General features: G+C 62.1%; 19 protein-coding genes. 2 read left to right on the forward strand and 17 right to left on the reverse strand.

What is annotated here, in order from left to right; all coding sequences use genetic code 11:
* Positions 1-162 precede the first annotated feature (162 nt).
* The 5 genes from ACVOMF_RS02950 to ACVOMF_RS02970 all read right to left on the reverse strand — a co-directional run bounded on the left by ACVOMF_RS02950 (position 163) and on the right by ACVOMF_RS02970 (position 5,241).
* A complete protein-coding gene (locus ACVOMF_RS02950) occupies positions 163-828 on the reverse strand; it encodes a fimbrial protein (protein WP_481507941.1) in 666 nt (221 codons plus the stop codon).
* Positions 741-1,196: a hypothetical protein gene (locus ACVOMF_RS02955; protein WP_481507942.1), complete on the reverse strand. Its 456-nt coding sequence runs from the start codon at positions 1,194-1,196 to the stop codon at positions 741-743. The genes ACVOMF_RS02950 and ACVOMF_RS02955 overlap by 88 nt, the downstream gene beginning before the upstream one ends.
* Entirely contained in the window at positions 1,187-3,772 is a 2,586-nt protein-coding gene (locus ACVOMF_RS02960; protein WP_481507943.1) for a fimbria/pilus outer membrane usher protein, read from the reverse strand. The genes ACVOMF_RS02955 and ACVOMF_RS02960 overlap by 10 nt, the downstream gene beginning before the upstream one ends.
* A 130-nt stretch (positions 3,773-3,902) precedes the next feature.
* Positions 3,903-4,625 (reverse strand): fimbrial biogenesis chaperone, encoded by a 723-nt coding sequence (locus tag ACVOMF_RS02965; RefSeq protein ID WP_481507944.1) that lies wholly within the window; start codon positions 4,623-4,625, stop codon positions 3,903-3,905.
* A 76-nt stretch (positions 4,626-4,701) separates the two neighbouring features.
* Entirely contained in the window at positions 4,702-5,241 is a 540-nt protein-coding gene (locus ACVOMF_RS02970; RefSeq protein WP_481507945.1) for a fimbrial protein, read from the reverse strand.
* Between the two features lie 422 nt (positions 5,242-5,663).
* Between ACVOMF_RS02970 and ACVOMF_RS02975 the strand changes: the two genes are divergently transcribed.
* A complete protein-coding gene (locus ACVOMF_RS02975; protein ID WP_481507946.1) occupies positions 5,664-6,026 on the forward strand; it encodes a hypothetical protein in 363 nt (120 codons plus the stop codon).
* A gap of 426 nt (positions 6,027-6,452) precedes the next feature.
* Entirely contained in the window at positions 6,453-7,448 is a 996-nt protein-coding gene (locus ACVOMF_RS02980; protein WP_481507947.1) for a DUF4434 domain-containing protein, read from the forward strand.
* Between the two features lie 27 nt (positions 7,449-7,475).
* Here the strand turns inward: ACVOMF_RS02980 and ACVOMF_RS02985 are convergent, their stop codons facing one another.
* The 12 genes from ACVOMF_RS02985 to pncB form a co-directional block, all read right to left on the reverse strand.
* Positions 7,476-7,883, reverse strand: a complete 408-nt coding sequence (locus tag ACVOMF_RS02985) for a VOC family protein (protein WP_481507948.1) — start codon at positions 7,881-7,883, stop codon at positions 7,476-7,478.
* A gap of 51 nt (positions 7,884-7,934) precedes the next feature.
* Positions 7,935-9,530, reverse strand: coding sequence for an MBOAT family O-acyltransferase (locus ACVOMF_RS02990; RefSeq protein ID WP_481507949.1), 1,596 nt, complete (start codon positions 9,528-9,530; stop codon positions 7,935-7,937).
* A gap of 45 nt (positions 9,531-9,575) precedes the next feature.
* Positions 9,576-9,821: an acyl carrier protein gene (locus ACVOMF_RS02995; protein ID WP_481507950.1), complete on the reverse strand. Its 246-nt coding sequence runs from the start codon at positions 9,819-9,821 to the stop codon at positions 9,576-9,578.
* The gene (locus ACVOMF_RS03000; protein WP_481507951.1) at positions 9,818-11,704 is read right to left on the reverse strand and encodes an HAD-IIIC family phosphatase; all 1,887 of its coding nucleotides are present in this window, start codon (positions 11,702-11,704) and stop codon (positions 9,818-9,820) included. Before ACVOMF_RS03000 ends, ACVOMF_RS02995 begins: the two co-directional genes overlap by 4 nt.
* Positions 11,705-11,714: 10 nt before the next feature.
* Positions 11,715-12,890 carry an alginate O-acetyltransferase AlgX-related protein gene (locus ACVOMF_RS03005; RefSeq protein WP_481507952.1) on the reverse strand — a complete coding sequence of 392 codons (1,176 nt, stop codon included), beginning with the start codon at positions 12,888-12,890 and terminating at the stop codon, positions 11,715-11,717.
* On the reverse strand, positions 12,854-13,828 hold the full coding sequence (locus ACVOMF_RS03010; protein WP_481507953.1) for an alginate O-acetyltransferase AlgX-related protein: 975 nt from the start codon (positions 13,826-13,828) through the stop codon (positions 12,854-12,856). Before ACVOMF_RS03010 ends, ACVOMF_RS03005 begins: the two co-directional genes overlap by 37 nt.
* Positions 13,829-13,875: 47 nt before the next feature.
* The gene (locus tag ACVOMF_RS03015; RefSeq protein WP_481507954.1) at positions 13,876-14,580 is read right to left on the reverse strand and encodes an alginate O-acetyltransferase AlgF; all 705 of its coding nucleotides are present in this window, start codon (positions 14,578-14,580) and stop codon (positions 13,876-13,878) included.
* 14 nt (positions 14,581-14,594) lie between these two features.
* Positions 14,595-16,730 carry a bacteriophage N4 adsorption protein A gene (locus ACVOMF_RS03020; protein WP_481507955.1) on the reverse strand — a complete coding sequence of 712 codons (2,136 nt, stop codon included), beginning with the start codon at positions 16,728-16,730 and terminating at the stop codon, positions 14,595-14,597.
* Positions 16,727-18,871, reverse strand: coding sequence for a glycosyl transferase family protein (locus ACVOMF_RS03025; RefSeq protein ID WP_481507956.1), 2,145 nt, complete (start codon positions 18,869-18,871; stop codon positions 16,727-16,729). Before ACVOMF_RS03025 ends, ACVOMF_RS03020 begins: the two co-directional genes overlap by 4 nt.
* A 6-nt stretch (positions 18,872-18,877) precedes the next feature.
* Entirely contained in the window at positions 18,878-21,094 is a 2,217-nt protein-coding gene (locus tag ACVOMF_RS03030; protein ID WP_481507957.1) for a cellulose biosynthesis cyclic di-GMP-binding regulatory protein BcsB, read from the reverse strand.
* Positions 21,094-22,281 (reverse strand): non-hydrolyzing UDP-N-acetylglucosamine 2-epimerase, encoded by a 1,188-nt coding sequence (gene wecB / locus ACVOMF_RS03035; protein WP_481507958.1) that lies wholly within the window; start codon positions 22,279-22,281, stop codon positions 21,094-21,096. The genes ACVOMF_RS03030 and wecB overlap by 1 nt, the downstream gene beginning before the upstream one ends.
* Before the next feature lie 169 nt (positions 22,282-22,450).
* The gene (gene pncB, locus ACVOMF_RS03040) at positions 22,451-23,623 is read right to left on the reverse strand and encodes a nicotinate phosphoribosyltransferase (protein ID WP_481507959.1); all 1,173 of its coding nucleotides are present in this window, start codon (positions 23,621-23,623) and stop codon (positions 22,451-22,453) included.
* Positions 23,624-23,649 lie beyond the last annotated feature (26 nt).

The raw sequence follows: 23,649 nt of genomic DNA on the forward strand, positions 1-23,649 counted from the left end.
GCAAGTCATCCTCGCATCCGGTCGAACACTACATGATCACAAGCCGAACAATACCGTTGTATCTGGAGCCTTGCTGCAACCTCTCTGCTTCGAAAATGCGCAGCCGGCTCATCCGCAAAAACCTTCACCACCAAGCAGCGCAGGCTGCCTAAAAAATGTGCTTCAGTTGTATTGAATCGTGAACGTCGCCAAGCCATTGGCCTTGCCTGGAGTCACCCGCCCCGCGCGTGTCTGGATGTACCGCGCTCTCAGTGGCAATGTCAGTTTTCCTGCGCTCATAGGCCCCGTTGCCAGCACTACATTCTCGGCAAACCTCAACGGCTGCTCCCCTGCACCTTCGCGCCTGACCATTTGAATCGCAACGCCTGATGCGGCATCTACCGTTGCCGTCAATGGCAATACGCCCGGAAGATTGGAAGCATCCTGTACGGCATCTACCCTGATGCCTACACGTGCCCCAACTTGGGCAGAGCCCGGGCAGTCCAGCACCACAGAAAAGTCGCGGCTGTCCGCCGTGGAACCAACACCTGCAAACACCCCCGCCGAAATGGAACCAAAGTTGACTGCAACGTTGCTACCTCCAGCATCAACCTTGCATGTGGTCGGCGCAATCACCACACCCGATCCGCGTATGCTTGCAGTAAGGATCGGACGACCAGGGCCGATGCTGGCAATGTACTGCCGAGTTATCATTCCTGGTGGTGCAATCGCCCCCGCTCCAATCACGTCCGCAATCTTTATCAGCTCAAATACCAACTCAGTCGAAGGTATGCCGAACACCTGACCAGGCGAATAGCTGATCTGGTTGTAGTAGCGGATATTGGCCACGCGCCCCCCCAGACGACAGCCCCATGGGAGATACGGAATCCAACACCAGGAACATCGCTTTTCCACAGATGTGTAGATACCGTCTCTCGATTCAGCACCTGCAGCTCCGACCAATCACTTCCAATAAGGTCGCAGACGAAAGAACTGTTGGGTTGAGCGTTGACAGGAAATCGCATCGTTGCAATCACACCGCCAATAGCCAGGTTTGGAGGAACGGACACAACGCCCATATCCACGCTCACATCCTGCGCAACAAAAGTTGATGAGCGTATTCGGCATGTCGCTTCAGCCGAGGTACCCCACAGCAATCCCGCCATTCCAGACATTACAACTACCAACATCTGCTGTGGCTTAGCGATCAACGACATACCGACTCCACTGAAGTAATTCCGACCTTCCTCGCATCCATATCTACAGGCACCTCGTAGTCAATCCAGCAGCGCTGCGAGGTCTGCGAACCCCATTCAACCTGCAATCGACCGCTGTCGTTCTCACTGCGTACATACAGACGACCGCCCTGTCCGACAAGACCAACCAGCTGTCCCTGCTCGTCCTTGACCGAAGCGCCCAGTGGCAGGGACTGCCCTGCCGCGCCACGTACGCTGATAAGCAGTGCCCGGCCACTACGCGTCTGAAAGCGCAGCAGACTGATAGCGCCAGCATAGGGCGCAATCGACTGGCTACTGGACTCAAGTTCAACATCGCGCGACATGTCGCCGGGATCAAGGGTGATGGCATTGAGCCGAAAGGGCGACACATACGGCACAACGGCGTAACCGCGACGATCCACACGCAGGCCCTGAGCGTTGGTCACCTGCGCATCGGCCGCTCCCGGCGCATGCACCAACACCATGGTGTCGGCGCGATACGGTGCAAAAGTAACCCCGCCAGCATGCATAACCACATTGCCGCTTGCACTCAGCGACAACTGGCGGAATTCATCCGAGTAGCCATAGGCGCCATTGACGCTTGTGTAACGGCCACGATAACCCGCAGTGGCCATGACGCTGGTACTCCCGCTACGGCTGTCTGCCAACGTCAGCCCATAGTCAAAGTTGTAGTCGACGCCGGCAGACCCGCTGATACCGATTCGGCTGTTGTCATAGCCACCGGCTTGGTTGCGCGCACCACTATCGCGAATGCCGACATCTGTACTCAGCGACATCGATCGACCACGCCGACCCAACGGCATGCTCAAGCTGAGCAGGTATTGCGTATCACGTACCGCAGGCAGGCCGACTTCGATACGTACCGCAGAGAAGCCGAAATTCACCGCGCGCCAAGCATTGTTGTAACCCACCTGGTACTGCACGCTGCTACCTGCAATATCGTAGAAATCACGTACCGATCCGGTTACATACAGCGCCCCCCAGCCCTTGGCCAACGGCTGATTCAAGGTCAACTGGAACTGGCTGCGTTGCCGCCCGTAGCGTTGCGCGTCGAAGCCACGCGAAATTGCATCACGATGGTTCAATGCATCCTGCAGACTGTAGTAGCCACGGGTTGAATACCGGTATGCCGCCAGGGTCACATTGGTACCCAGCTGGCCAATCAGGTTGCTATAGCTCAGCCGCGTGCTCGCGCCCAACCTGCCCTCACCTCCCTGGATGCGCGAACGTGCGTGCGTCATGTCGAACGACAATGCACCTACCGGCGTTGCCAGACCCGCTCCGTATAGCAGCGCACCATAGTTCTCGCTCAACAAGCCGCCGCCATACAAGGTCAGACGATTGCCAATGCCACGCTGGTAGGTGCCCTGCGCCAACCATGGCTCATCCAGCAGGTTTTCGTTGCGCACCTGTCCGACGGTGAACGCATAGCGTGACATCCCCGGGCGCAGCATCTGCGCCACCGCGCCGAACGGAACCTTGAAGGATCGCGTGCGACCATCAGCCTCGACAACACTGACCTCCAGATCGCCGCCATAGCCGGTTGGGTAGAGATCGTCGATGACGAAGTTGCCTGGCGATACCGTGCTTGAGTAGATCAGCTGCTGGTTCTGGCGAATCTCCACGCGTGCATTGGTTTCGGCGATACCGCGTATGACAGGCGCGTAACCACGCAGTGAATCGGGCAGCATGCGATCGTCAGTCGCCAGACTGACACCACGATAGCCCACAGAATCAAACAGCTCGCCATTGGTATAGGCCTCGCCAACGGTGAGCGCTCCACCGACCTTCGCGAATCCTCGCTGGGCATAGGTCGCGATGCGCTGCCAATGGCTGCCATCACCTTCATTCCAGGTCAGGTTCGAGTCCTGGCGCAGCTGCCAGCCAGCCAGATTCAGACCCACGTTCAGGCCAAGATAGGCGCTACGGTTGCGTTGACCAAACGCGCCACGCGTCTGCCCATCCACCATGTTGAAACTGTAACCGACGAAGCCGGCATTGATGCCGCGGTCCCATAGCGCAGGATTCACGTAACCGCGCGCTTCGCGGCGCAGGTTGACCTGGGGGATGCTCAGGTCATAGCGCAGATTGCTGCTGTCATAGATACCGAATGCATTGGGCATGCGCTCCTGCACCTGGTAACACACGTTTTCCGCAGTGCCGTCGGCGGCAACTGCCTGCAGTTGCTCAGTGTCTACACCGAGCTCCTCAAGCAGTGCGATGTCCAGGCAAGCGCCTACCTCGCCCTGTCCATTGGCACGGAATGGCAGGTCGCGGCGCCCTTTCCAACTGCCGTTGACGTAGATATCCACGCGATAGTCGCCCGCCACCATCGGATTGCCATTGGCGAACGCCGACAGGTCGACCTTGGTGCCGGAACCGGAAAGAAAGCTGGAGTCGAACTGCGCCACTTCGGGAGCAGCAGGCCTGGCCGGGGCAGCGCTTGCCAGCAACGCCTGTTCGCCGAGATTGCCGCCAGGCTCAGGAGCGGGCGCTGGCGCCGCCCATACGTGCAACGGCAGCGAAACGCCTGCGGCAAGCAGGAACAACGGCAACATTCGCTCCTTGCCCGCTGCTACACCGAAAATCGACCTCCGAATTGATGACGACAACCTGCTCTCAATCACACCGGCTTCCTTAAGAACGATCGCAACCGCGAACTCGCTCACTCCGTCGAGCTGCTACTCAGGGGCCAGCCACAACGCTGGCACTGTTCTCTACCCTTCCGCCGTAGTCGTTGATGGTGATGAAGCGCACCTTGTCCACGGGACCAGTGGCATCCAGCACCAGTTGCTGGTTCGGGCCGACCATCTTTCCTTTTTCTTCAACCAGCTTGTCCGCGTTGGCGCTGATCGCATGCACCTCAGCCAGCGTCACGTGATAAGGCGTTGGATTGTCTGCCTGCAGCTTTCCACCCGACCAGCTCCAGCGCAGTTTCGGTGGCGCATCGTTGGCAGTGTCCGGCAAGCCCTTGGGGCGATAGAACAACTTGATCCGCGAACGGAAAGCCACCTGCAGATAGTTCTGCTCTTCACCGGATTCCTTGGGCGAAGGAGCGACATCCAATACGTTCAACCAGAACAGCGACTCGCGATCCTTCGGCAAATCAGCACCGGTGAAGATCACTCGCAAGGCCTGGCTACGCCCTGCCTCAACCCGGGCGATGGGCGGCGTCAGCAGGAACGGAGCGTCACTGTTTTCTGCCGTCTGCTCGGGGTCGCCGCTGTCGATCCAGGCCTGCACCAACGAGGGCGCCTCGCCGACATTGTTCACCTGGACGGTGATCTCGCGCACCTGCTCCGGGTAGATCGCCCGTGTCCCGCTGATCACCACGCCCGCCAGGGTTGGCGAACAAAACAACACCATCAACACCGCGCCAAGCAGTGCCTTCAGAAATTGTGCTTTCATCGCAACCACTACTGCCATGCGCGGAGTAGATCCCTCGGCCGGCCGCATCGTCGGCCGAGGGCGCCAACAACTACGATCAGTTGTAGATGATCGTGTACTTCACGCTGCTGGTGACTTCACCCGGCGACACCGCACCCTGGGCGTAGTACTCGACGGCGTAGTTCAGGTTTGCCGAGCCGCTTGCATCAACAGTGACCCATTGCGAGTTGGTTTGCGGCTGGCCCGCACCTGCAGCCGTGATCGGCAGCGCAAGGTTGTTGCTGCCCAGCAGCTGCAGCTGCACCTGGGTTGCCGCGTTGGCGGTAGCGGTGTTGTTCAAGCGACCGCTGCTGGCATCGATGGTGGCGCCCGGCTCGAAGTAGGTCGCAACGCCGCCCAGATCGCACTGAGTCAGATTGATCGAGAACGGCGTGCGCCCGGCAACCTGGCCGGTGGCGGCCAGCGCACTGGCCCCAACAGTCGGCAGGGTCACGGTGAAGTCCTTGCCCTGCGGTGTGGAAACGGTGCAGGTCTTGTCGGTGATTTCGCCGTTGAAGGTGATGGTGCCGTCAGCGGCGTTGGCGGCCAGCGGAGCTGCTGCCAGTAGGAGTGCTGCGATGATGTTGACTTTGCGCATTGCGATTACCTTGCTCTGATGGAATGGAAGTGGGTCCGGGGCAAGCAAGGAGTTCAACGGAGCGGCACTCAATCCTTGACTCGCTTCCCGATCAGAACTCGACACCTGCTATTCGAGAACTGGACGAGAAGTTATCAGGAACAAATGTGACGCTCTCCACATAAATTGCCAATTAGCCATTCCAATCAAATCTGCAACAGCCTTTCGCATGACGCCCGCGTATGCAGCGCATGCTGGCGTTTTCGTGTATCCGGTTTTCACTGGACACAGTCGATCGGCCAGAGTTTCATCTGCCGTGGGCCAAGGGCGATTTGATCGTGATCACTCAACACGCGTGATGTCCGCGAGCAGAACGACATGTTGCCTCTTCTGCTCCGCTTCTGGCAGGCGCCTACTGGAGTCCCCAAACGCGGAGTACGGTCATGATTCGTTCTCTCCTGCTAGGTGCGGCGTTGCTCTCCATCACTTCGGCAGCCAACGCCAGTCAAGGCACCATTCGCTTCGTGGGACGCATAGTTGATTCGGGTTGCAATATTGGGCTGGTGCGCGATCAGCAACAACTGAACCTGGATACATGCCCGATGTCTGCGCAGGGCGCACAACTGCAGGTATCCACCCTGGCCACTGGCGATGTCATCACATTGTCCTCCTACCACAAGCAGCTTGGCCTCGCGGTGCATCCAGGCGAAGCTCACGAGCGGTTCTTTTCCAAGAGCTATGCACTGCAAGCTCGCCCAGAGCAACAGGCAAAAGCAGGCTATCTGGTAATGGTCACCTACCCGTGACACTCACGGCGATACCCGGCAGACCCGAGAAGATCTGCCGGGGTCCGTGACAGCTATCGCGAACCATCCGACGGTTGGGCTGCAAGCAACGGCATCGACGGCCAGCCCCATCCGTTCATGCCCTGCATGCACGCCAGACTGACTCGCGTTATCGCGTCTTCGCCGAGGAAAGATATGCCGCTGCACGCAAACAGGATCAGCCCCTGGCCGGCACCTGCGCATATGGACCGAAGGCCCAAGCCGTCTGCCCAGAACCTGCATCACACTGTTCTCGTGGCACTTCAACCTCGCAAGCAACCAGCCCCCACTCGATGGCAGCTTGCCAAGCTTTGCTGAACTGCCTACGTGCCTCATCCACGCTTGCTCCACAACAGCCGCACGCTCTGGGATCATGTGCGGGTCCCTGTTTCCGGTGCCTGCATACCCATGACCACCGCCACGCCCGTTACGGCTCTCTCGCACAACCGGCGGCGCCTGTTGCAGGCTGCTGTGCTGGCCCCAGCCTTGGCGGCGCTGGCCGGGCTGCCTGGCTGCTCGCTACCAGAACAAGTGGATGGCACCTTCCTGCAGCCCTGGCGCGATCATCAGAATTGGACCGCAACGGACTGGCAGCGCTCCATGAAGCTTGCCCGGCGCGCCGGTTGCCGCCAACTGGTGGTGCAGTGGAGCGGCATCCTCGGTGGTCCAGATGGCGATTGGCAACTGTCCGATGTCAGCCTCGCGATGCTGTTCAATGCCGCCGATCAGGCCGGCATCAACGTGCGTGTCGGCCTGCCGTTCGAGCACCGCTGGTGGCAGGTAATCAGTGCCGACGAAGTACAGCTGCGCGACTTCTTCGCCGCCAGCCTGGAGCGCGCCCGTGCTTGGCTGGGCCAGAGCAGCCTGCCCCGACAGCAACGCTTCGCCGGCTGGTACCTGCCCTACGAGCTGGAGCAGTACCACTGGGCCGAACCTGCACGTCTGCAGCTGCTGGTTGGCTGGCTGCACGAGATGCAGCAGGTGACGATCGCACGTGGTGGCGATTGCGCCATCTCCACCTACTTCAGCCAGTTGCAGACGGAGGGCACGCTGGTCGGTCTGTGGCAGCACGTGCTCGATGGCACCACCCTGCGCCCGATGGTACAGGACGGTATTGGCGTGGCCGGCCAGGGCAACCAGCAAGCGTTGGCGCCGCTGCTGGCCTTGTTCAAGCAGCGCGGCGTGGCCTTCGATGCCATCGTCGAACTGTTCCGCCAACTGCCGCCGCCAGCAGGCAATGAGAGCCAGTTCCACGCGGAGAGCGCCGACTTCGCCCGCATACAGCAGCAGCTGGAATGGGCCCGCGCCAGCGGTGCCGGCAATGTACTGGTGTATGCACTGGAACCCTGGCTCTCACAGGACACGCCCCAGGCCAAAGCACTGCGGCGGGCCTGGGGTTTATAGCGCTGCCAGAGCGCATAGCAAGCGCGGTCAGGCGGCTTCGATCAGCTCCAGCAGATGCCCGTTGCGCAGGAAAAGGAAAACGATGCGACGGCCACCGAATGCAACTGCTGCGGCCGGCTCAGCGGTGCGGCGTGCGCCAGCATCTTCCAACGTATCCAACGCCACATCGAAATCCTTCACCTCGAACGCCTGGTGATACATACGTGTGCGCCGGCTGAGCACACCCTGTACCGGCGAGTCGGCGGAGGTTGGCACCAGCAGTTCAAGACGCGGCCCCGGCCCAACGAGAAAACGCCCCTTCACCCGCTGCACCGGGTCCTCGAACTCCTCACCTTCCTGATGGTAGCCAAGCTGCTCCCACACCATCTGCTCCAGTGCGAAATCTTTGCAGGCAACGCCAATGTGATGAAAGGTGCAGCCAAGTTTTTCCAGCATTGCGGGTTACCTGTGACAGAAGAGGGAAAACAACCGGACCGATTGCCGGATTCAGAACTGGAAGTAGAGAAACCGAGCGGTCTTGTCCAGGTTCAACATCGCATAGGCGAGCACCAGCAGGGTCAACACAAGCCAAGCAAGGTTGGGCCGCCACCGCATCCATGCACGCGGTGCCGGCGACGAGCCTTCCAGCGCGGGCGAATAGTCACCCAGTATCTGGTTGGAGTTCGGTGCCAGCCACACGATCGCCAACAAGGCCGCAATCATCAGGCCCGGGGCCCAACGTTCGAACAGCATGCGCAGCAGATCACCGCCGCTCCAATCCGGATTGCCAGCAAACATTGCCTGCAGCGGGAACAGCACAGGCGCCAGCGATTCCATGCCATACAGACCGCTCATGCCCGCCAGGATGCGAAACGCATCCGCGGTACTGTTTGCCCGGAAGAACAACAGCGCCACCACGACACACAGGAAGGTGAGCAGTACATAGCCGGCACGATGCCAGCCGCGTGCAACCGTGCCGAGCGGAGCTGGACCGAACTGGCGCCAGGCGTGATTGATCGCCAGGTAGCTGCCATGCAGCAGGCCAAAGATAAGGAACTGCAGCCCGGCGCCATGCCAGACGCCGGCCAGCCCCATCGTCAGCACCGTCGGGAACACCACCATGCTGGAAAAACCACGCAGGGTTGCAGTGGCTTTGCGCCCTACTGGCAGCCCCTTCTGCGCCCTTGCACGGGTGATGGCCAAGGCAACCGGGTTGTACAGGTAGGCAGTGAGATAGCGCGTCAGCGTCATGTGGAAACGCGTCCAGAACTCGATGATGCCTGTCGATTTATAAGGCGAGTTGAAGTTCATCGGGAAGCGGATGCCGAACATCTTGGCCAGGCCCATCGCCATGTCCGAGTAGCCGGAGAAATCGAAGTACAGCTGCAGCGCATACGCCAGCGCGGCACTCCACGCACCCAACAGCTGCAGTTCACCCGGCGCCGAGAATCCCGCCTCGGCCCATGGCGCGATGTTGTCGGCCAGCAATACCTTCTTGGCCAGGCCAATCACGAACAGCGCGCCGCCCACACTCAGGTTCTCGGCCTTGAAGCGATAGTTCGCGCGGTCGGCGAACTGCGGCATCATCTCCTTGTGATGCAGGATCGGCCCGGCGATAAGGTGCGGGAAGAAGGTCACGAACAGCACGTAGGATGAAAACCCCCGCTCGCGTACCACACCAGCACGGCAGTCGAGCAGGAAGCCCATCTGGGTGAAGGTGAAGAACGAGATGCCCAGCGGCAGGATGATATCGCTGGTGCTGTGCGCGACAAGACCCCAACCATCCAGCACGCCCAGCAGCGCTGCAAAGTACTTGTAATAGAACAGCACGGCCAGGTTGGCCGCGATGCCAAACCCCAGGACCCACAACTGCAGCTTCGGCCTGTCCTCGGTGGACAGGATCACCAGGCTGAGCAGGTAGTTGAACACGATCGACGCCATCAACAGCACGACGAAAGTAGGGTTCCACCAGCCGTAGAACACCAGTGATGCAAGGCTCAGCCATATCGCTGCCAGGCTGGGACGAATGCCACCAAGAAGGTAGTAGCCGCCCAGGGCGATGGGAAGAAACAGCAGCAGGAACGGGAGTGAATTGAACAGCATGGCTTCGCTTCGTTGGGGCCGGGCTAGTGGCCCGGCCGGGTTGGATCAACCGCCTTTCTGCTTCTGGATCAGCGCGATGAGCTCACCCACGTTGCGCAGCCCTTCTACTTCCGAAGCCTTGAAGCGCACGCCGAAACGCATCTCGGTGGCGACCATGATGTTGACGTTGCTCAGCGAATCCCAGGCCGGGAAGTCGGCTGCGCTCGATGCCTCGGTGATCACCACCGATTCATCGTCGAAAACATCACGCAGGGTTTCCTGGAGGATGGCGAGAATTTCCGCGTTGTTCATTGCTTGCTCCTGATCTGCATGGGGACATCCCCTGGTTTGAATTCTTCAAGCTCCAGCACCCAATCACTGCCGGACTCATCCTGCGAGCGAAGTGAGAAACCAAGCTTTTCGTAATGTGTGGCGACCATGCCGTTCTTTGCCGTCGCCCGGAACTGTCCAACCAGGCGCTTGGCGCCAGCCTTGCGCGCCTGCTCCGCGAGCACCTGCAACGCAGCCTGTTCGACCCCGCGGCCCAGCACCCGGCAGCTCATCAGCCATGTATCGATGATCCACTCCGCGTCCGCCTGCCGGCTTGGCAGTGCGACGATGATCGAGATGATGCCGTTGTCGCCAAATGTATCGGACAGGCGCAAGCTCAACAGCACCGCCCCTGGCATTGCCATCAGCTGCTCGACCTCCGCGTCGCCGTGGCGGCGGGTGGTGAGGTTGAACTGATTGGTCTTGTTGATCAACTGGACAACGCGGGCTTGATCGGTGGCGTTGAAGGGCGCCCATTCCAGCACCATCGCCAGGCTGGCCAGGTAGCCGGCCAGGTCACCCTGGCTGCCCCGCAGCAGCTCACGCTGCTGGTTGGCCTGGTACTGGCTGGCGCGTTCACGGTCTTCAGCGGTCAGCGCCAGCGATTCGAAATAACCAGAACCGGCGACACATTCGACATACAGCGCCGGGTCCTCGGGCAGTTCGGGAACACGCACCATCGGCAACTCGCGACGGACCAGGTTGCGCTCGAACGGGTTGTCGTCGGCGAACACCAATGCATCCACACCGATATTCAACTGCTGTGCGATCGAACGCAGGTTGCTGGCCTTGTCGTCCCAGTTGGCGACAAAACAGGCGATGTCCCCGCTGCGCAGCACCATCTCCGGGTGCGACTGGAAGGGCAGACGTGCGTTGCTTTCGTCATTCTTGGAACAGACCGCCAGGATGATGCCGCGCCGCGACAGCTCAAGGGCGTAGCGCTGGAACGCGATGAAAGCCTCGCCCTCCGCGCTGCCCTGGCCCAGAACGATGCGCTCCAGCCCATCATCACCAATCACGCCGCCCCACAAGGTGTTGTCCAGATCCAGTACGAGGCATTTGCCGGTTGCGCCGCGTCGCGCCGCTACCAGGCGCGCGACCAGTTCACCAAACATCGGCGCTGCAGCCGGAGAGACGTATTGCTTGGCACGCAGCCATAGACGAGTGTCATGCCACTCACCCAGACCGTCGCGCTGGCAGGCGTCATCCAGTGCAAGGATGTCCACGCCCTCCTCGTCTGCGGCAATGCGCAGCGCTGCGTTGATCTGCCGCAGCATCGCGTTGCTTACGCCGCTGAAGCGGTGTTCGTTGTTGCCCATCAACGCCGGGAATACCGGCATCAGGCTGGGCTGGATGACCTGCGCGCCAAAGACCTCGCGTGCCAGCTTCCAGACGCCGCGCAGCTGCGCGACCACCGCGGCCATCCGATCATCAGCCTCCTGCTGGGTCAACAGCGCCACGCCCTGCCCGAGCAGGTGCCACGGGTCCATCGCACACACCACCACCTGCGGCGCAAACGAATGCAGCCCCGAATCCGGGGCCAGCAACTCCTGGTAGTACTGCGCGTAATCCGGAAAGTAGATCTCGGCCTGCATGCCCCAACGCATCGCTGCAATGCGCAGCCCGGGGGCAAGGTGTTCAAGGGTGGAGGCGCCGAGTATCGCCACGCGCACGCGGGCACTGTCCGGCGCCTGCAGCTTCCCGTCCTGCAATGCGTTGGACAGGCGTTTGTCCAGCTTGGCCACCTGGAGGAAGTCCAGCGACTCGTTGGCCAAGCCAACCAGCTGGTCCCAGCGAACCTCCTCAGCACGCGTGGCCGCATCAAGACGTTTTACCCAATCGGCCGATTTTGGCAACCAGTTCATTGCGGGCATTTCAGTGTCCTTGTGAAGCGTTGGCGGCGCTTGGCATGCCAACCGTCTCGCGTTCCAGCGCTGACAATGGCTGCAACAGCGACATTTCCGAGAGTTCCCACACCACCAGTTGCAGGCCATCAGGCAAGGGAGTCTTCAGCACATCCAGCACCGCGTCGGCAAACTTCCCGCCATCGCGGCTCTGGTTGAGGATGGGCTCGTGCAGATGACGGCCGAGCTGCTCGGCGAAATTGCTGCGGCGGGAATTGGAACTGCCTGCCAACAGGACGCGTGCCGTCGGGCCGTCATCCAGCAGGCCACCGCTTGCGACCATTTCGATCGTTTGCGGCACCTCCTTGTCCAACGCCGGACGCCAACCGTCAGGCGCACGTTCCAAACCGGCCAGCACGATAAGATCGCCCATGCGGGACTGTTCGGTGGCGGCTTCGGAGATGGTGTACTCCTGCGTCCCCTCACCACCCAGCAGCGACCTGGCCGTGTCAGCGACTGCGCGCGCGGCCCGCTCAGCGCCGGCCTGGTCCAAGTGCACGTCGGTGCGGTAATACGGCAGCGGCAAAGTCTCTTCGGCCAGCGCACGGCGCAGGTCGACATGCACAACGCCGGCTTCATCGAGCGCCTGTACGAAGCCCTCCAGCTGCATCTGGCTGGGCGCGGGACGGGACAGTCCACACAACTGCTCGGTGGCGATGCGTGACTTGTCCGGCACGGTCACCACCAGCAGCTGCACGCCGCGCTCGCGTAGCGCAGAAGCAACCTTTTGCATTACCTGTACGCGCACGGCCTGGGCCTGCACCAGATCGGTGCCGGCCGGCGAACGCAGGCCGTCGGCGTAGAACAGCCAGCCCGGGCAACCCTGCAACACCTGCGGCCCAAGCTGCCCCAGCATGCGATAGCGCCACGCGGCATCAGCCGTTTCCAAAGGTTCCTTGAACGGCAGCTGCAGAGCTTCCTCGACGCCTCGCGCAGCCTTCCCTACCCATGCGCTGCTGGCGTTGAACGCCGGCACTGCGTCCCTTCCTTTCAGCTGCGCGACCGCGTAGACCATGCCCACAGCCATCAATGCCAACCACACGGCAGCGACGCGGCGATGGGCCGGGCGCTGCGGTGCGTCTGCCGTCTGTTCCTGCGCTGGCTGCCCGCTCATCTGGCCAACGCCGCCTGCACCCGGTTGCGCCATGCTGCCGGTGCAAGCAGCGCGGAGGCATCCCACTGCCCGGCCACATCCGGGCCGAACAGCAGCTGCGACTCATTGAGCTGCCACACCACCACGTCCGGCTTGTGCTGCGCAAACGCATCGGACTCCAGATACTCCAACAACACCGACCACGGCCCGAAGTTGCCGTACTTCCAGGTCAGGCCAACCGGCCGGTCCAGCTTGTTGGACAGCATCTGTGGGAAGCCCAGGTAGGGCTGCACCGCACTGTTGCCAATAACCTGCACAACCGACACGTCATCATCCAGCAACCCACCCTGGTCGACCAGCTTGCGCACGGTGTAGATCTCCTGACCTACTGTCTTGCGCTGCGCGGCGGTCATCAGTTCGGTGAAGTCACTGAACCGACGTTCCTTGATCCAATCCCCCAGCGCCTTGCCGCTACCGGCCTCGCCAGAAAGGGTCCAATGCTGTTGGATCACCCCTGCGGTAGCCTGCGCTGCAGCTTCCGCGCTCCAGGCCGTCCAGTGCGAATCCTTGCGAAAGAACGCGCCCTGCCCGCTCTGCTCGACGGCGGTCAACGCCGGCATCAGGTCGACGCTGACGATGCCCGCGGCTTTCAACTGCTCCTGCGCGGCGGCATAGCGCGGTTGGGCCGCGGCACTGATCGCGCTGCCTTCAGGCAGGTTGCCCTGGTCGAAGCGTGCTTTCAAAGGCACCACAACCACCACCAGGCCAATCCCTTTTGCCTTGAGCAGATCATTGGCATCGCGCATCAGCGCGATGTTCTCGCGCATTGCCGCCGTGCCGGCCTGGCTCATGTCATCACCGGCGTAGAACAGCCAGTTGTCTTTGCCCACCAACACCGCCTGTGCGGAGGCCGGGGCGGCCACGCTGGTCGCAAGCAGCGCCATCATGAGTGCGCTGGCCAGTCGTGGCAGGAGCCGAATCGTGTTCGTCATTGAATCTTCTTCCTGTAATTTACGTTCATCCGCGCGGAGCCACACGCTCAACGTGCACGATAGGGTTGCGTACGTGCAGCCTGCCCCTTGAGCACCGGCGCATTGGCGGTACCGGTGACGAACAGGCTGTAACGGTCACCCGCCTTCAGCGCTGGCAGCTGCAGCGGCGCGGAGGCACGCGTGCCACATTTCGCCAGCAGCGTCGCCTGCACCGGATTGATCGCGCGCGTGCCACGGCTTGCCTCTGCTACCGATGCCAACACAACGTCGCCAGAGTTGAGCTCCAGGCGGGCATTGCAGCCCGGTACCAGGTTGTAGAGCGCAAGCTCCGCCTTCAAACCCGTATTGCCGGCGGCCTGCTGGTCCTGCACGACCCGCGCACCGGCCTCGGCGCCCACCAGCAGGGTCACAAAGCCACTGGCCGGAGCTGGGGTCGCCACCTGCAGCGGCTTGCCATTGACGCGCACACGGAAAGGCTGCCCGCCGGGCTGGACGTAGTAGTCGGTAGCAACCTTGCCACCGGCCGAAATCTGCTCACCGCGTCCTTCACTTACCTGCACGTTGAGCGGTGTCGCCCGGGCGTTGGCAACGCGAACATAGATGGAGCCCTCCGGCGGCAACGCGTAAAGCCGCGCCACGTTGCTCGCGGCAGACCCTGCCTGCGATGCGGCAACCTGCAGCGGCGAAAGGAACATGGCCATCCAGATCGAGCAGCGGACGGCGCAATGGACCACCCCTTTGAAAACGGGCATGCGTTACTCCTGGATCAATAAGAGAAATAGAGACCGGCAAACATGCCCTTGGAACGGTCGTCCCCGGCCACGCGCAGGCGGTACTGCAGGTTCAGTTCGACAAAAGAGCGCTCGGCATGGTGACTGTCACCGCGGAACCAGTAGCGCGCCAGCACCCCAGGCCCGATTCCCAACGTGCCTTCGCGCGCCAGCAGGTTGTCGTAACCACCGGTCAACCCCGCGTACGGCACAAGCACCAACCTCGGGCTGGCCTGGTCCATGCGGAACGCGCGCCCGTAGCGCACATCCAGCGTACCCAGCGTCTGCGGGTGCTCGGTGAAGCGATCCGCTTCGGCATACACCTGCCAGTAGTTCCAGTTGCTGACGTCCTGGCGCAGGCCACCACCACGTCCTTCGGACCAAGCAGCACGCAGCAGCCAATCATTGCGGCTGTTGTCACCCGCACGCAGGAAGCGCTCCACCGCGACGACGACATTCTGCGTGCGGAACGGCTTCCAACGCGCACCCAACACCGCCTGGTTGGTCGACATGCCAGTCGCGCCACCGGTGCCGTCGTACAGGGCCTGGCCCATCCGTGCATACAGCTCGACGCGGCCGCCGTTGCGATTACCAATCACCGGCGGACGCCAGAACACCTCCTGGCTGGCCTGCAGGGTCTTGCGCGCAGAAAGCGAGGGGGCAAACGCTGGGTTCATCACCCCGACCGTGCCGTAGCCCAGTGCCGCGTTGAAACCCCACTGCCGCTCCAGGTCGGAGATTGCCTCGGTCAGGTTGCGGCGGACCTTTGGATCCTGGCTCAGCTGGCCCGCGTCGATAGCGTCCACGCCCTTGCTGAACCACGCTGCCGCCCAGTCATTGCGATAGGCACGCTGCGCGGCATAACCGGCGCCGAGCAGCTGGTCGGCAGGCAGCAACTGTGTGCGCAGCGGCTGCAGTTGCGTGCGGGCAGCCGCCTGTTGGCCACTCATCGCCAATGCATCGGCATGCAGCACGCGGTAGGCGATGTTGTCCGGCTCTGCTTCCGAAGCGGTGCCCACTGCCGCCGCAGCCTCACGATACCGGCCGGATGCATAGTCCTTGTAGGCCTGGTCTGCTGCGATGTAGGCAGGGCTGCCCACCGCTCCCCCGCCGCCGAGGGCAACACTGCAGATCATCTGCTCGCCCTCGCCAGTGCAGAAGACCCGCGGCGCCGGCACGCGGTCCGGCGCGCTGCGGATCTCGCCTGCCATGCGTTTGAGCGCGCCCATCTGATCTTCAGGCAACCAATCCTGGGCCAACGCCAGCTCCAGGTCGGCGTCGGCAGCAGCCTTGTCGCCGCCGCGCGCGGCGGCGTAGGCGCGCATCGACAACGCTGGCACATCCAGCTCGTCCTGCTCCAGCGCGGCAGACGCTGCCTGCCGCGCTTCCACCAGCTTCGATAATTCCAGCAGCGAGGTGATCTGCAGATAGCGGTAGCCCGCCACGTCAGGTGCGAGCTGGATGGCCCGTGCTGCAGCCTCAAGCGCTCCCGCGTAGTCCTTGCGCTCGTATGCGCGCCAGGCTTCAGCCGCTGGAACGCTCGCCTGGCGACGTCGCAGCCGATCGAGCAATGCCGACAACGTCGTATCGTTCGGGAAGGTGCTTACCCCTGCAGCTGCCGCATCCACGGCCGCGTCCAACCTGTCCTGCTTCTCCAGTGCGTACACCAGCAAGGTATGCAGCGCAGCATTGTCAGCACCCAGCGCCAATGATTGCCGTGCGAGCGTGGCGGCCTGTTCGAACGCGCCGCTGTTATAGGCATTGTACGCGGCGTCGCCGGCCTGCCACGCTTGTTGCGCGCGGTCGGCTTGCTTACTGCGTGGTGCCGTATCACGCACAGCTGGCTTGGGAGCCTGCACGCCGGTCGGCGGCGCAGGCGTGCCGCTGGCGGCGCGCTTGGCCTGCTCCGCAGTGCGTAGCAGGTCCTTGAGCGTCGCCAGGTCTGGCCGCAACCGCACCGCTTCACGCGCCTGCCTGACGGCTTCGTCGTAGTCACCCCGCGCATACGCTGCATAGGCCTGCTCGGCATTGCGATAGGCAGCGCCGGACAACGGCAGTTCGTCGGCCATCGCCGGCGCGCAGGCGCCGGCAAGCACCAGCGCAACAAGGGGGTTCAACAGTCTCTTGCTCATGCCAGGAACACGTCCGGATGCAGACGTGCTTCGCGCGCACGTCGTTGTTGTTCTTCCACTGCAGTGGCGATGGCTTGCTCGCTGGCCACGCCGCGGCGCACCAGGTAGTCGCCAATACGGCCATCACGGTGCGGCCGATACTCGTCCAGCGCGGCCTGGAAGTGCTCGCGTGTGATCAGCTTCATTTCCACCAACAGGTCACCGAGCAGCGGCACCGCATTGATCCGGTAATCGGAACCACAGATCAGGCGCAGACCCGCATTGATCTCGCTTTCGCGGGCGATGAACTGTTCAACACGCTCGACCTTTGCGATCTTGGCAAGTGTCTCCAGCGCGTTGCCAGGCAGCGTGCTGGTCACGGCCAGCCGCAGCACCTCCGGTGTGACAACGGGCAGTGGCAATACACGCCATTGCACGCAGGCATCCACCGGCAGCAAGAAATTCCCCTGCTGCAGATAGTCCACATCAATAGTGGCGCGCGGCAGGTCTTCCTGGAAGGAGATCGCCTCGGCCAGGGTTTCATCATCCAACCAACCCTGCGCCACCAGGATGCGGCCCAGCGGTTGCTGGCGTCCACCCTCCTGCTGGTCCAGCGCCTGCTGCAGCCGCTCAGGCTCCACCGCCTGCCAGACGCTGAGCAGTTCGCCCAGGCGCCGACGGATCTGCACCAGTTGGGTATTGGTCGGGAAGTCATGCATCGTCTTGTCCCAGACCAGACGCTTGCCGAACAGCAGATAGCCGGCAAACAGGCGCCAGGCCCGGGCGGTGGCGGCGCAATTGATGACATTGCCCACAATCATGCGCGGCACCGACATCACGGCGTGCTCCCAACCGTACAAGCGATTGACGAAGTACATGCGCTGCAACACCCGCATGACCAGTGCGCCAGTGGTGAACAGGGCAATGGCCATCGGCCAGGAGCCCGCCTGGAATACCGTGGGAAACTCCATCTGCCACACACCCGTCACCTTCAACAGCCAGAACAACATCAGCTGCGCAAACAGCAGATAGGCCAGGATGCTGACGAACGAGGTGATGATGCCCTTGCGATCACGCAGCAACAGGTAGCGGTTGGCCAGGCTGCCGCCCCAGCCCAGGGTTTCCCAGCTCTGCATGCCGATACCCAGCACCCAGCGCGCCTTCTGCCGATAGGCGGCGCGGAAGTTGTCAGGGAAGTACTCGCGCACGCACAAGGCCATGCTCAGCTTGCGCTCGCGCGCACCACCCCAGCCAAACCACGACGACGGGCGCCGCACCCGGAACTCCACCGGGAAGCGGGCAAAGATCGACTGCATGCCCATGCGCCCCAGGCGCGCGCCGATGTCGTAATCCTCGGTCAGGCTGTCGGTGTTGAACGGCTGGTTGTTGGTCTCGGCACTCAGGGCCAGCAGCGCCCTACGCGAAAAGCAGGTGCCTACACCGGCCGAGGGGACGGTGCCGGACAGGCTTTCGCGCACCACCAGATCCTTGGCATGCCACTCGGCGAACTCATCCATGTAGGTGCCAGCGACAAGCTCATACCACTCGCGGTCCAGCGAGGTCACCGGCAGCTGGATCATGTCCTTGCGCGGTAGCAGGTAGTTGTAGAAACGCAGCTCCAGCGGGTGCAGCACATCCTCGCTGTCGTGCAGAACAACGCCGGCAAACTCGATGCCGTTGCGCTTTTCGTAATCGAAGATCGACAACACCAGCCAGTTCAGGCAGTCGGCCTTGTTGGTCGGTCCGTCATGCGGCACTTCCACCCGCTGCAGGCGCCGGTAGCGCCGGCGCATGCGCTCGACTTCGGCGATGGTGTGGCTGTCATTGGGATAGGTGCCGACAAACACCACGTACTCCTGGTAATCGAGTACGTCGATCATGTTCTCCACCATCTGCGCGATCACGTCGTACTCGGCCCAGGCCGGCACCATGATCGCAATCGGCTGCTGATCGCGCGCCAGCAGATCCGTGGCCGACAGTGGGCGGTAGGAAGATCGCTTCAGCACGGTCAACCTGCGCCATACCAGCCGCGTCCAGTACCACAGGTCAATGAACAGATCGTCCAGACTGGACAGCAGGATCAGCACGGCCAACACCAGCGCGGCCTTTTCAAGCCCCGCGTAGTAGTTGGCCAGCTGGATGTTCCAGTAGACGGAGTCCATGACCTATCAGTGCACGTCGGTGAGCTTGCGACGGCGACGGATCTGCGCCACGCGTGCAGCCAGCAGCAGGAACACGATCACACCGATCAGCAGCAGCAACCACACCATGTGACGCTGCCAGGCAGGTTGCGGGTTGCCATCAACCGCCAAGCGCACACCTTCCGGGTCGTCCCTGTCGAAATCCTGCACCAAGCCGCGGCCATCGAGCAGCGCCACCGAGCCGCGCATCAGCCGGAACGGCTCGGCGATGCTGGGAATGCGGTTACCCAGTTCACGGTAGATCACGCCCTGCTTGTCACTGTTGCCGGTCACCTCGACCAACGCCGCGTTATCCAGACCCGCCAGATCCAGCACGGTGTCGTCCTGCTTGCCGCTGATGCGCAGATGTCCACCGTCCACCACGGCAGCACTTTTAACGCCTTCGGGCTGCAGATTGAAGGCGAGATAGGACTGATCCTGCGACGGCAAGGACTTGCCTTTCACCACTTCCAGCGTGGCCCGCTCAACTGCTGCACCCACCGAATTACTGATACGGATCACGGTCTGCAGGGTGGTCGGTGCGTTCTGCAGCCACGCCTCCGGCACCAGCACCTTGTGCGCGCCGGACAGGTGCGCGGCGGCCCCCACGAAGTCCGCTGCAGTGCCGCGCTCGCCCATCACGATGTGGCTGCTTGGCAGCAACGACACCGGGTACGGCGTCGCCGGATCATGGCAGTGCGGCCGGGCCGGCTGGCGCAGGAACGACACCCGCACCTCGTTGCGTGCGGCAATCGCGTACAACGGCACCTTGGCGGCAATGCGCTGCGGCTTTCCATTGGTGTTGAGCACCGTTGCGCCGAGCAGGTAGTCGTTGAAGAAGATCGAGGCAACGGCACCTTCACCAGCAGCATTGGGGGCACCGGATACGTCGATGACCACCTCCTGCGGCAAGCGTCCTTCACTGGAAAGCAGCCCCAGATCGGCGTTGGCGGTGCGGTCGCTGCGGGCGATGATGTCCTGGGTACCGGAGAAGGTGCCCAAACGATCCAGCAGCACCACACCCTTTTCGTTGACCAGCGGCTGCGCCTTGTTGACCTGCAGGTTCTGGCCCAGTGCGTAGGCACGCCACTGTGCGCCCAGCAGGCCGGCAACCTCGGCGGCGGCACCGGTACCCACCACCAGCATCGGCTGCCCGGCCACCACACCTGCACCGACATTGCGGCCTTCCACAGCGGTTTCCAGGGTGCCCATGCTGCTCTTGCGCCAGGCGGCAAATGCCACAGCGCCTTCTGCATCGACACTGGCCACCTGCGTGGCCAATGCATCCAGCGCGCGCTTGACCGCAGTGCGCAGTGCCGGGCTGGCGACAGCCACATCCAGCGGTAGGCCGCTGTTGCGGCCCAGCGACAGCAGCGCTCCCACCTCGGCCTCGCTGGCAATACGATGCTGCGCTTCAGCTGCGGCCAGTGCCGCGTAGGCCGGTACCGTCATCAGGCTGGCCGGGACCTGGGTGTCACGCAGATCGATGCTGTCACCGACCTTGGGCAACGCCGTCACAGTCACCCGCTTTCCTGCGGACTCCAGCACCGCACCAACACGCCAGGCGGTGTCGTAGCTGGCGGCGTCCAGTTGGCGCCCGTCAACCAGCAACCGCACGCTGCGCGGCAGCGCGCTCCACGCCTTGGCCACGGTATCGATGGCACGGCCATCGAACTGGTAACTGAAACGCGTTTCCGGACCGATCCTCAGGACGTTGGCCGGTGCGCTCTGGTCAGCGCACTGGTAATCCGACACGGTAGACCACCAACCCACACTGAAGCGCACAAAACCACTGGAGCGCGGGAATCCATCAATGCCTATCAGCTGGCTCAGGTCGCCCTGGGGATCGGTGACAGTGCGCGCTGCGACCGCGTCGTCATCGATGCTCAACAGGTTGGAAGTGCGCCCAGGATGACCACGCAGATAACGTGCATCCAACTGCAGCTGCGCGTTCTGGGTGGCGATACCGGCCGGCACCGGCAGATAGATCTCGCGCTGGTTGTCCTGACCGCGCAGGCTGATCGGCTGGGTGAAGCCCAGGTCGCGCAAGGTCATGTTGCGCGAGACAAGGGCATTGGCGCTCCATTCGCGAAACTGGCCGCCCGCTGTATCGGCAGCAGACACCGGCAAAGCAATGCTCAATGCGAGCACGAGCAAAGGCAGAGCGACACCCTTGGTGCCAGGTTTACGTAAGTAAAAGGTCATCAGGCACACTCGGTTTGGTTTGACGGATTGCGCTTCTTGGATACTTCGGCGGATCCACCCGGGACGAACTGGCGATACGGCGCGTTGATCAACGCCGCGACGATGCGCTCACTTGCCGCGCCATCGCCGTAGGGACTCAGATGGGGATCGAAACAAGCAGTCCTTGGTGGTTGCGCCAAGGCCTGCCGGACCGCGCTGACGATGCGATCCGATGCGGTTCCCACCAAGGTGACCACGCCCATGGCGACCGCTTCAGGACGCTCGGTGACGTCGCGCATGACCAGCACAGGGCGGCCCAATGCGGGCGCTTCTTCCTGCACGCCGCCGGAGTCGGTAAGGATCACATCCGCCCGCTGCATCAGGCGCACGAAGCTCAGGTAATCCTGCGGCGGCAGAAGATGGATGTTGTCCTTGCCTGCCAGATGGGCATGCACCGGCCCCTGCACGTTGGGATTCAAGTGAACCGGATAGACAATATCCAGATCGGGCTCAGCAGCGAGCGCGGACAAGGCGATGCAGATGTTGTTGAAGCCTTCACCGAAGCTCTCACGTCGATGACCGGTTATCAGGAGCACCCGGCGACCCGGCCGCAACGGCAGTCCCGCATCGATCGAAGCCTGCAGTTCCAGATCGCCATCAAGTCGCTCAACGCTCAGCTTCAGCGCATCAATGACAGTATTTCCAGTGACGATGACCTGCCCGGCCGGGTTCTCGCTAACCAGATTCAGCCGCGAGCTCTCAGTCGGTGCAAACAGATAGTCAGCCACCAGGTCCACGACACGACGATTCAACTCCTCCGGCCACGGCTTCTGCAGATCGCCGGTGCGTAGTCCTGCTTCGACATGGCCGATTCGAATACGCCGATGGAAAGCTGCCATCGCGGCTGTCATCGCGGTGGTGGTATCGCCATGAACGAGCACGAGATCAGGCTGAACCTTTGCGTACAGATCATCCAGTCGCTCGTACAAGCGAGCGCACAATCCGTTCAAGGTCTGATTGCCTGTCATCACGTCCAGATCGACGTCAGGGACGATCTGGAAAAGTTCCAGAACCTGGTCCAGCATCGCCCGATGCTGACCAGTGGTTGCAACAATTGATTCAACTCCCGGAGCGGCAGCTAGAGCTTGTACCAACGGCCCCATCTTGATCGCCTCAGGACGGGTACCAAACACTGACAAAATCCGCATTGCCCCCCCGATCAAAACCACGTCGTACCCATCTGTACGCGGGCACAGATATTACACCGGTGTGCCGGGGATGTCCTTAAACTGAGAACAACGTCACAAACGTAAGAGGCGTCTATATGTGACAGAAATTAGTCACTGCCTTTTCTGCACCCCACACACCCCATGCAACTCACTGATTTATTTGGAATACATTCCGCAGATAAGACAGATAGCCCGGATCATCACACATGCTTTTTCCGGGCGAGTCACTGAGCTTGGCCACGGGCTGACCATTGCAGCGGACCATCTTGATGACGATATTCAGCGGCGTCGGGCCCAGGTCATTGGTGAGATGAGTACCAACACCGAAGGCAACCTGGCAGCGACCACGAAAGTGGTCATACAGCTGCATCACCTTCTCGATATTCAAGCCATCGCTGAAGACCAGCACCTTGCTGGTCGGATCGACGCGATTGGCCTTGAAATGGGCGAGCATGCGGTCACCCCACGCAACCGGGTCGCCGGAATCATGGCGCACGCCATCGAACAGCTTGCAGAAGTACATATCGAAGTCGCGCAGGAAGGCCTCCAGCCCGACCACGTCCGACAGCGCGATACCCAGATCGCCGCGGTACTCACGCGCCCACGACTCCAATGCCGCCACCTGCGAATCACGCAGGCGCGGACCCAGCGCCTGGAATGCCTGCAGGTACTCATGCGCCATGGTGCCGTGCGGAGTCATGCCGTACATGCGCGCGAAGTAGACGTTGCTGGTGCCGACAAACTGCGAGCCCAGCGCATCGCGCAGCATCGGCAACATCATGCCGTGCCATTGCCGCGAGTAGCGACGGCGGCTGCCGTAATCAGCGATGCGGCAATTCTCGAAACCAGCGCTGTCACGCAACAACGCTGTCTTGGCCTGCAGGCGGCGTTCGCCTTCGGCGAAATCGGCGGTGGTGGTATTGCGGAACCAGACCTCGTTGATGATTGCCAGCAACGGCACTTCAAACATGATGGTGTGCAGCCACGGACCGGTGATATCCAGCTCGATCTCACCCGGCACGGTTTCCGATGCACGCAGGCTGATGTACTTGCGGTCCAGGTGGAACAGGCCGAGGAAGTCGGCGAAGTCCGGCTTCACGAAGCGCAGCCGACGCATGTATTCCAGCTCGTCGGCGGTGAAGCGCAGGCTGCACAGATGATCGATCTCGGCGCTGATCTCATCCATGTACGCGGCCAGGTCAATTCCCGGCGTACGGCATTTGAACCGGTACTGGACGATGGCGCCCGGATACTGGTGCAGTACCGCCTGCATCATCGTGAATTTGTAGAGGTCGGTGTCGAGCAGGGATTGGATGATCATGCCCGGCATTATGCGCTGGCCGGCGG

The sequence above is a fragment of the Stenotrophomonas sp. STEN022 genome, assembly GCF_056760155.1.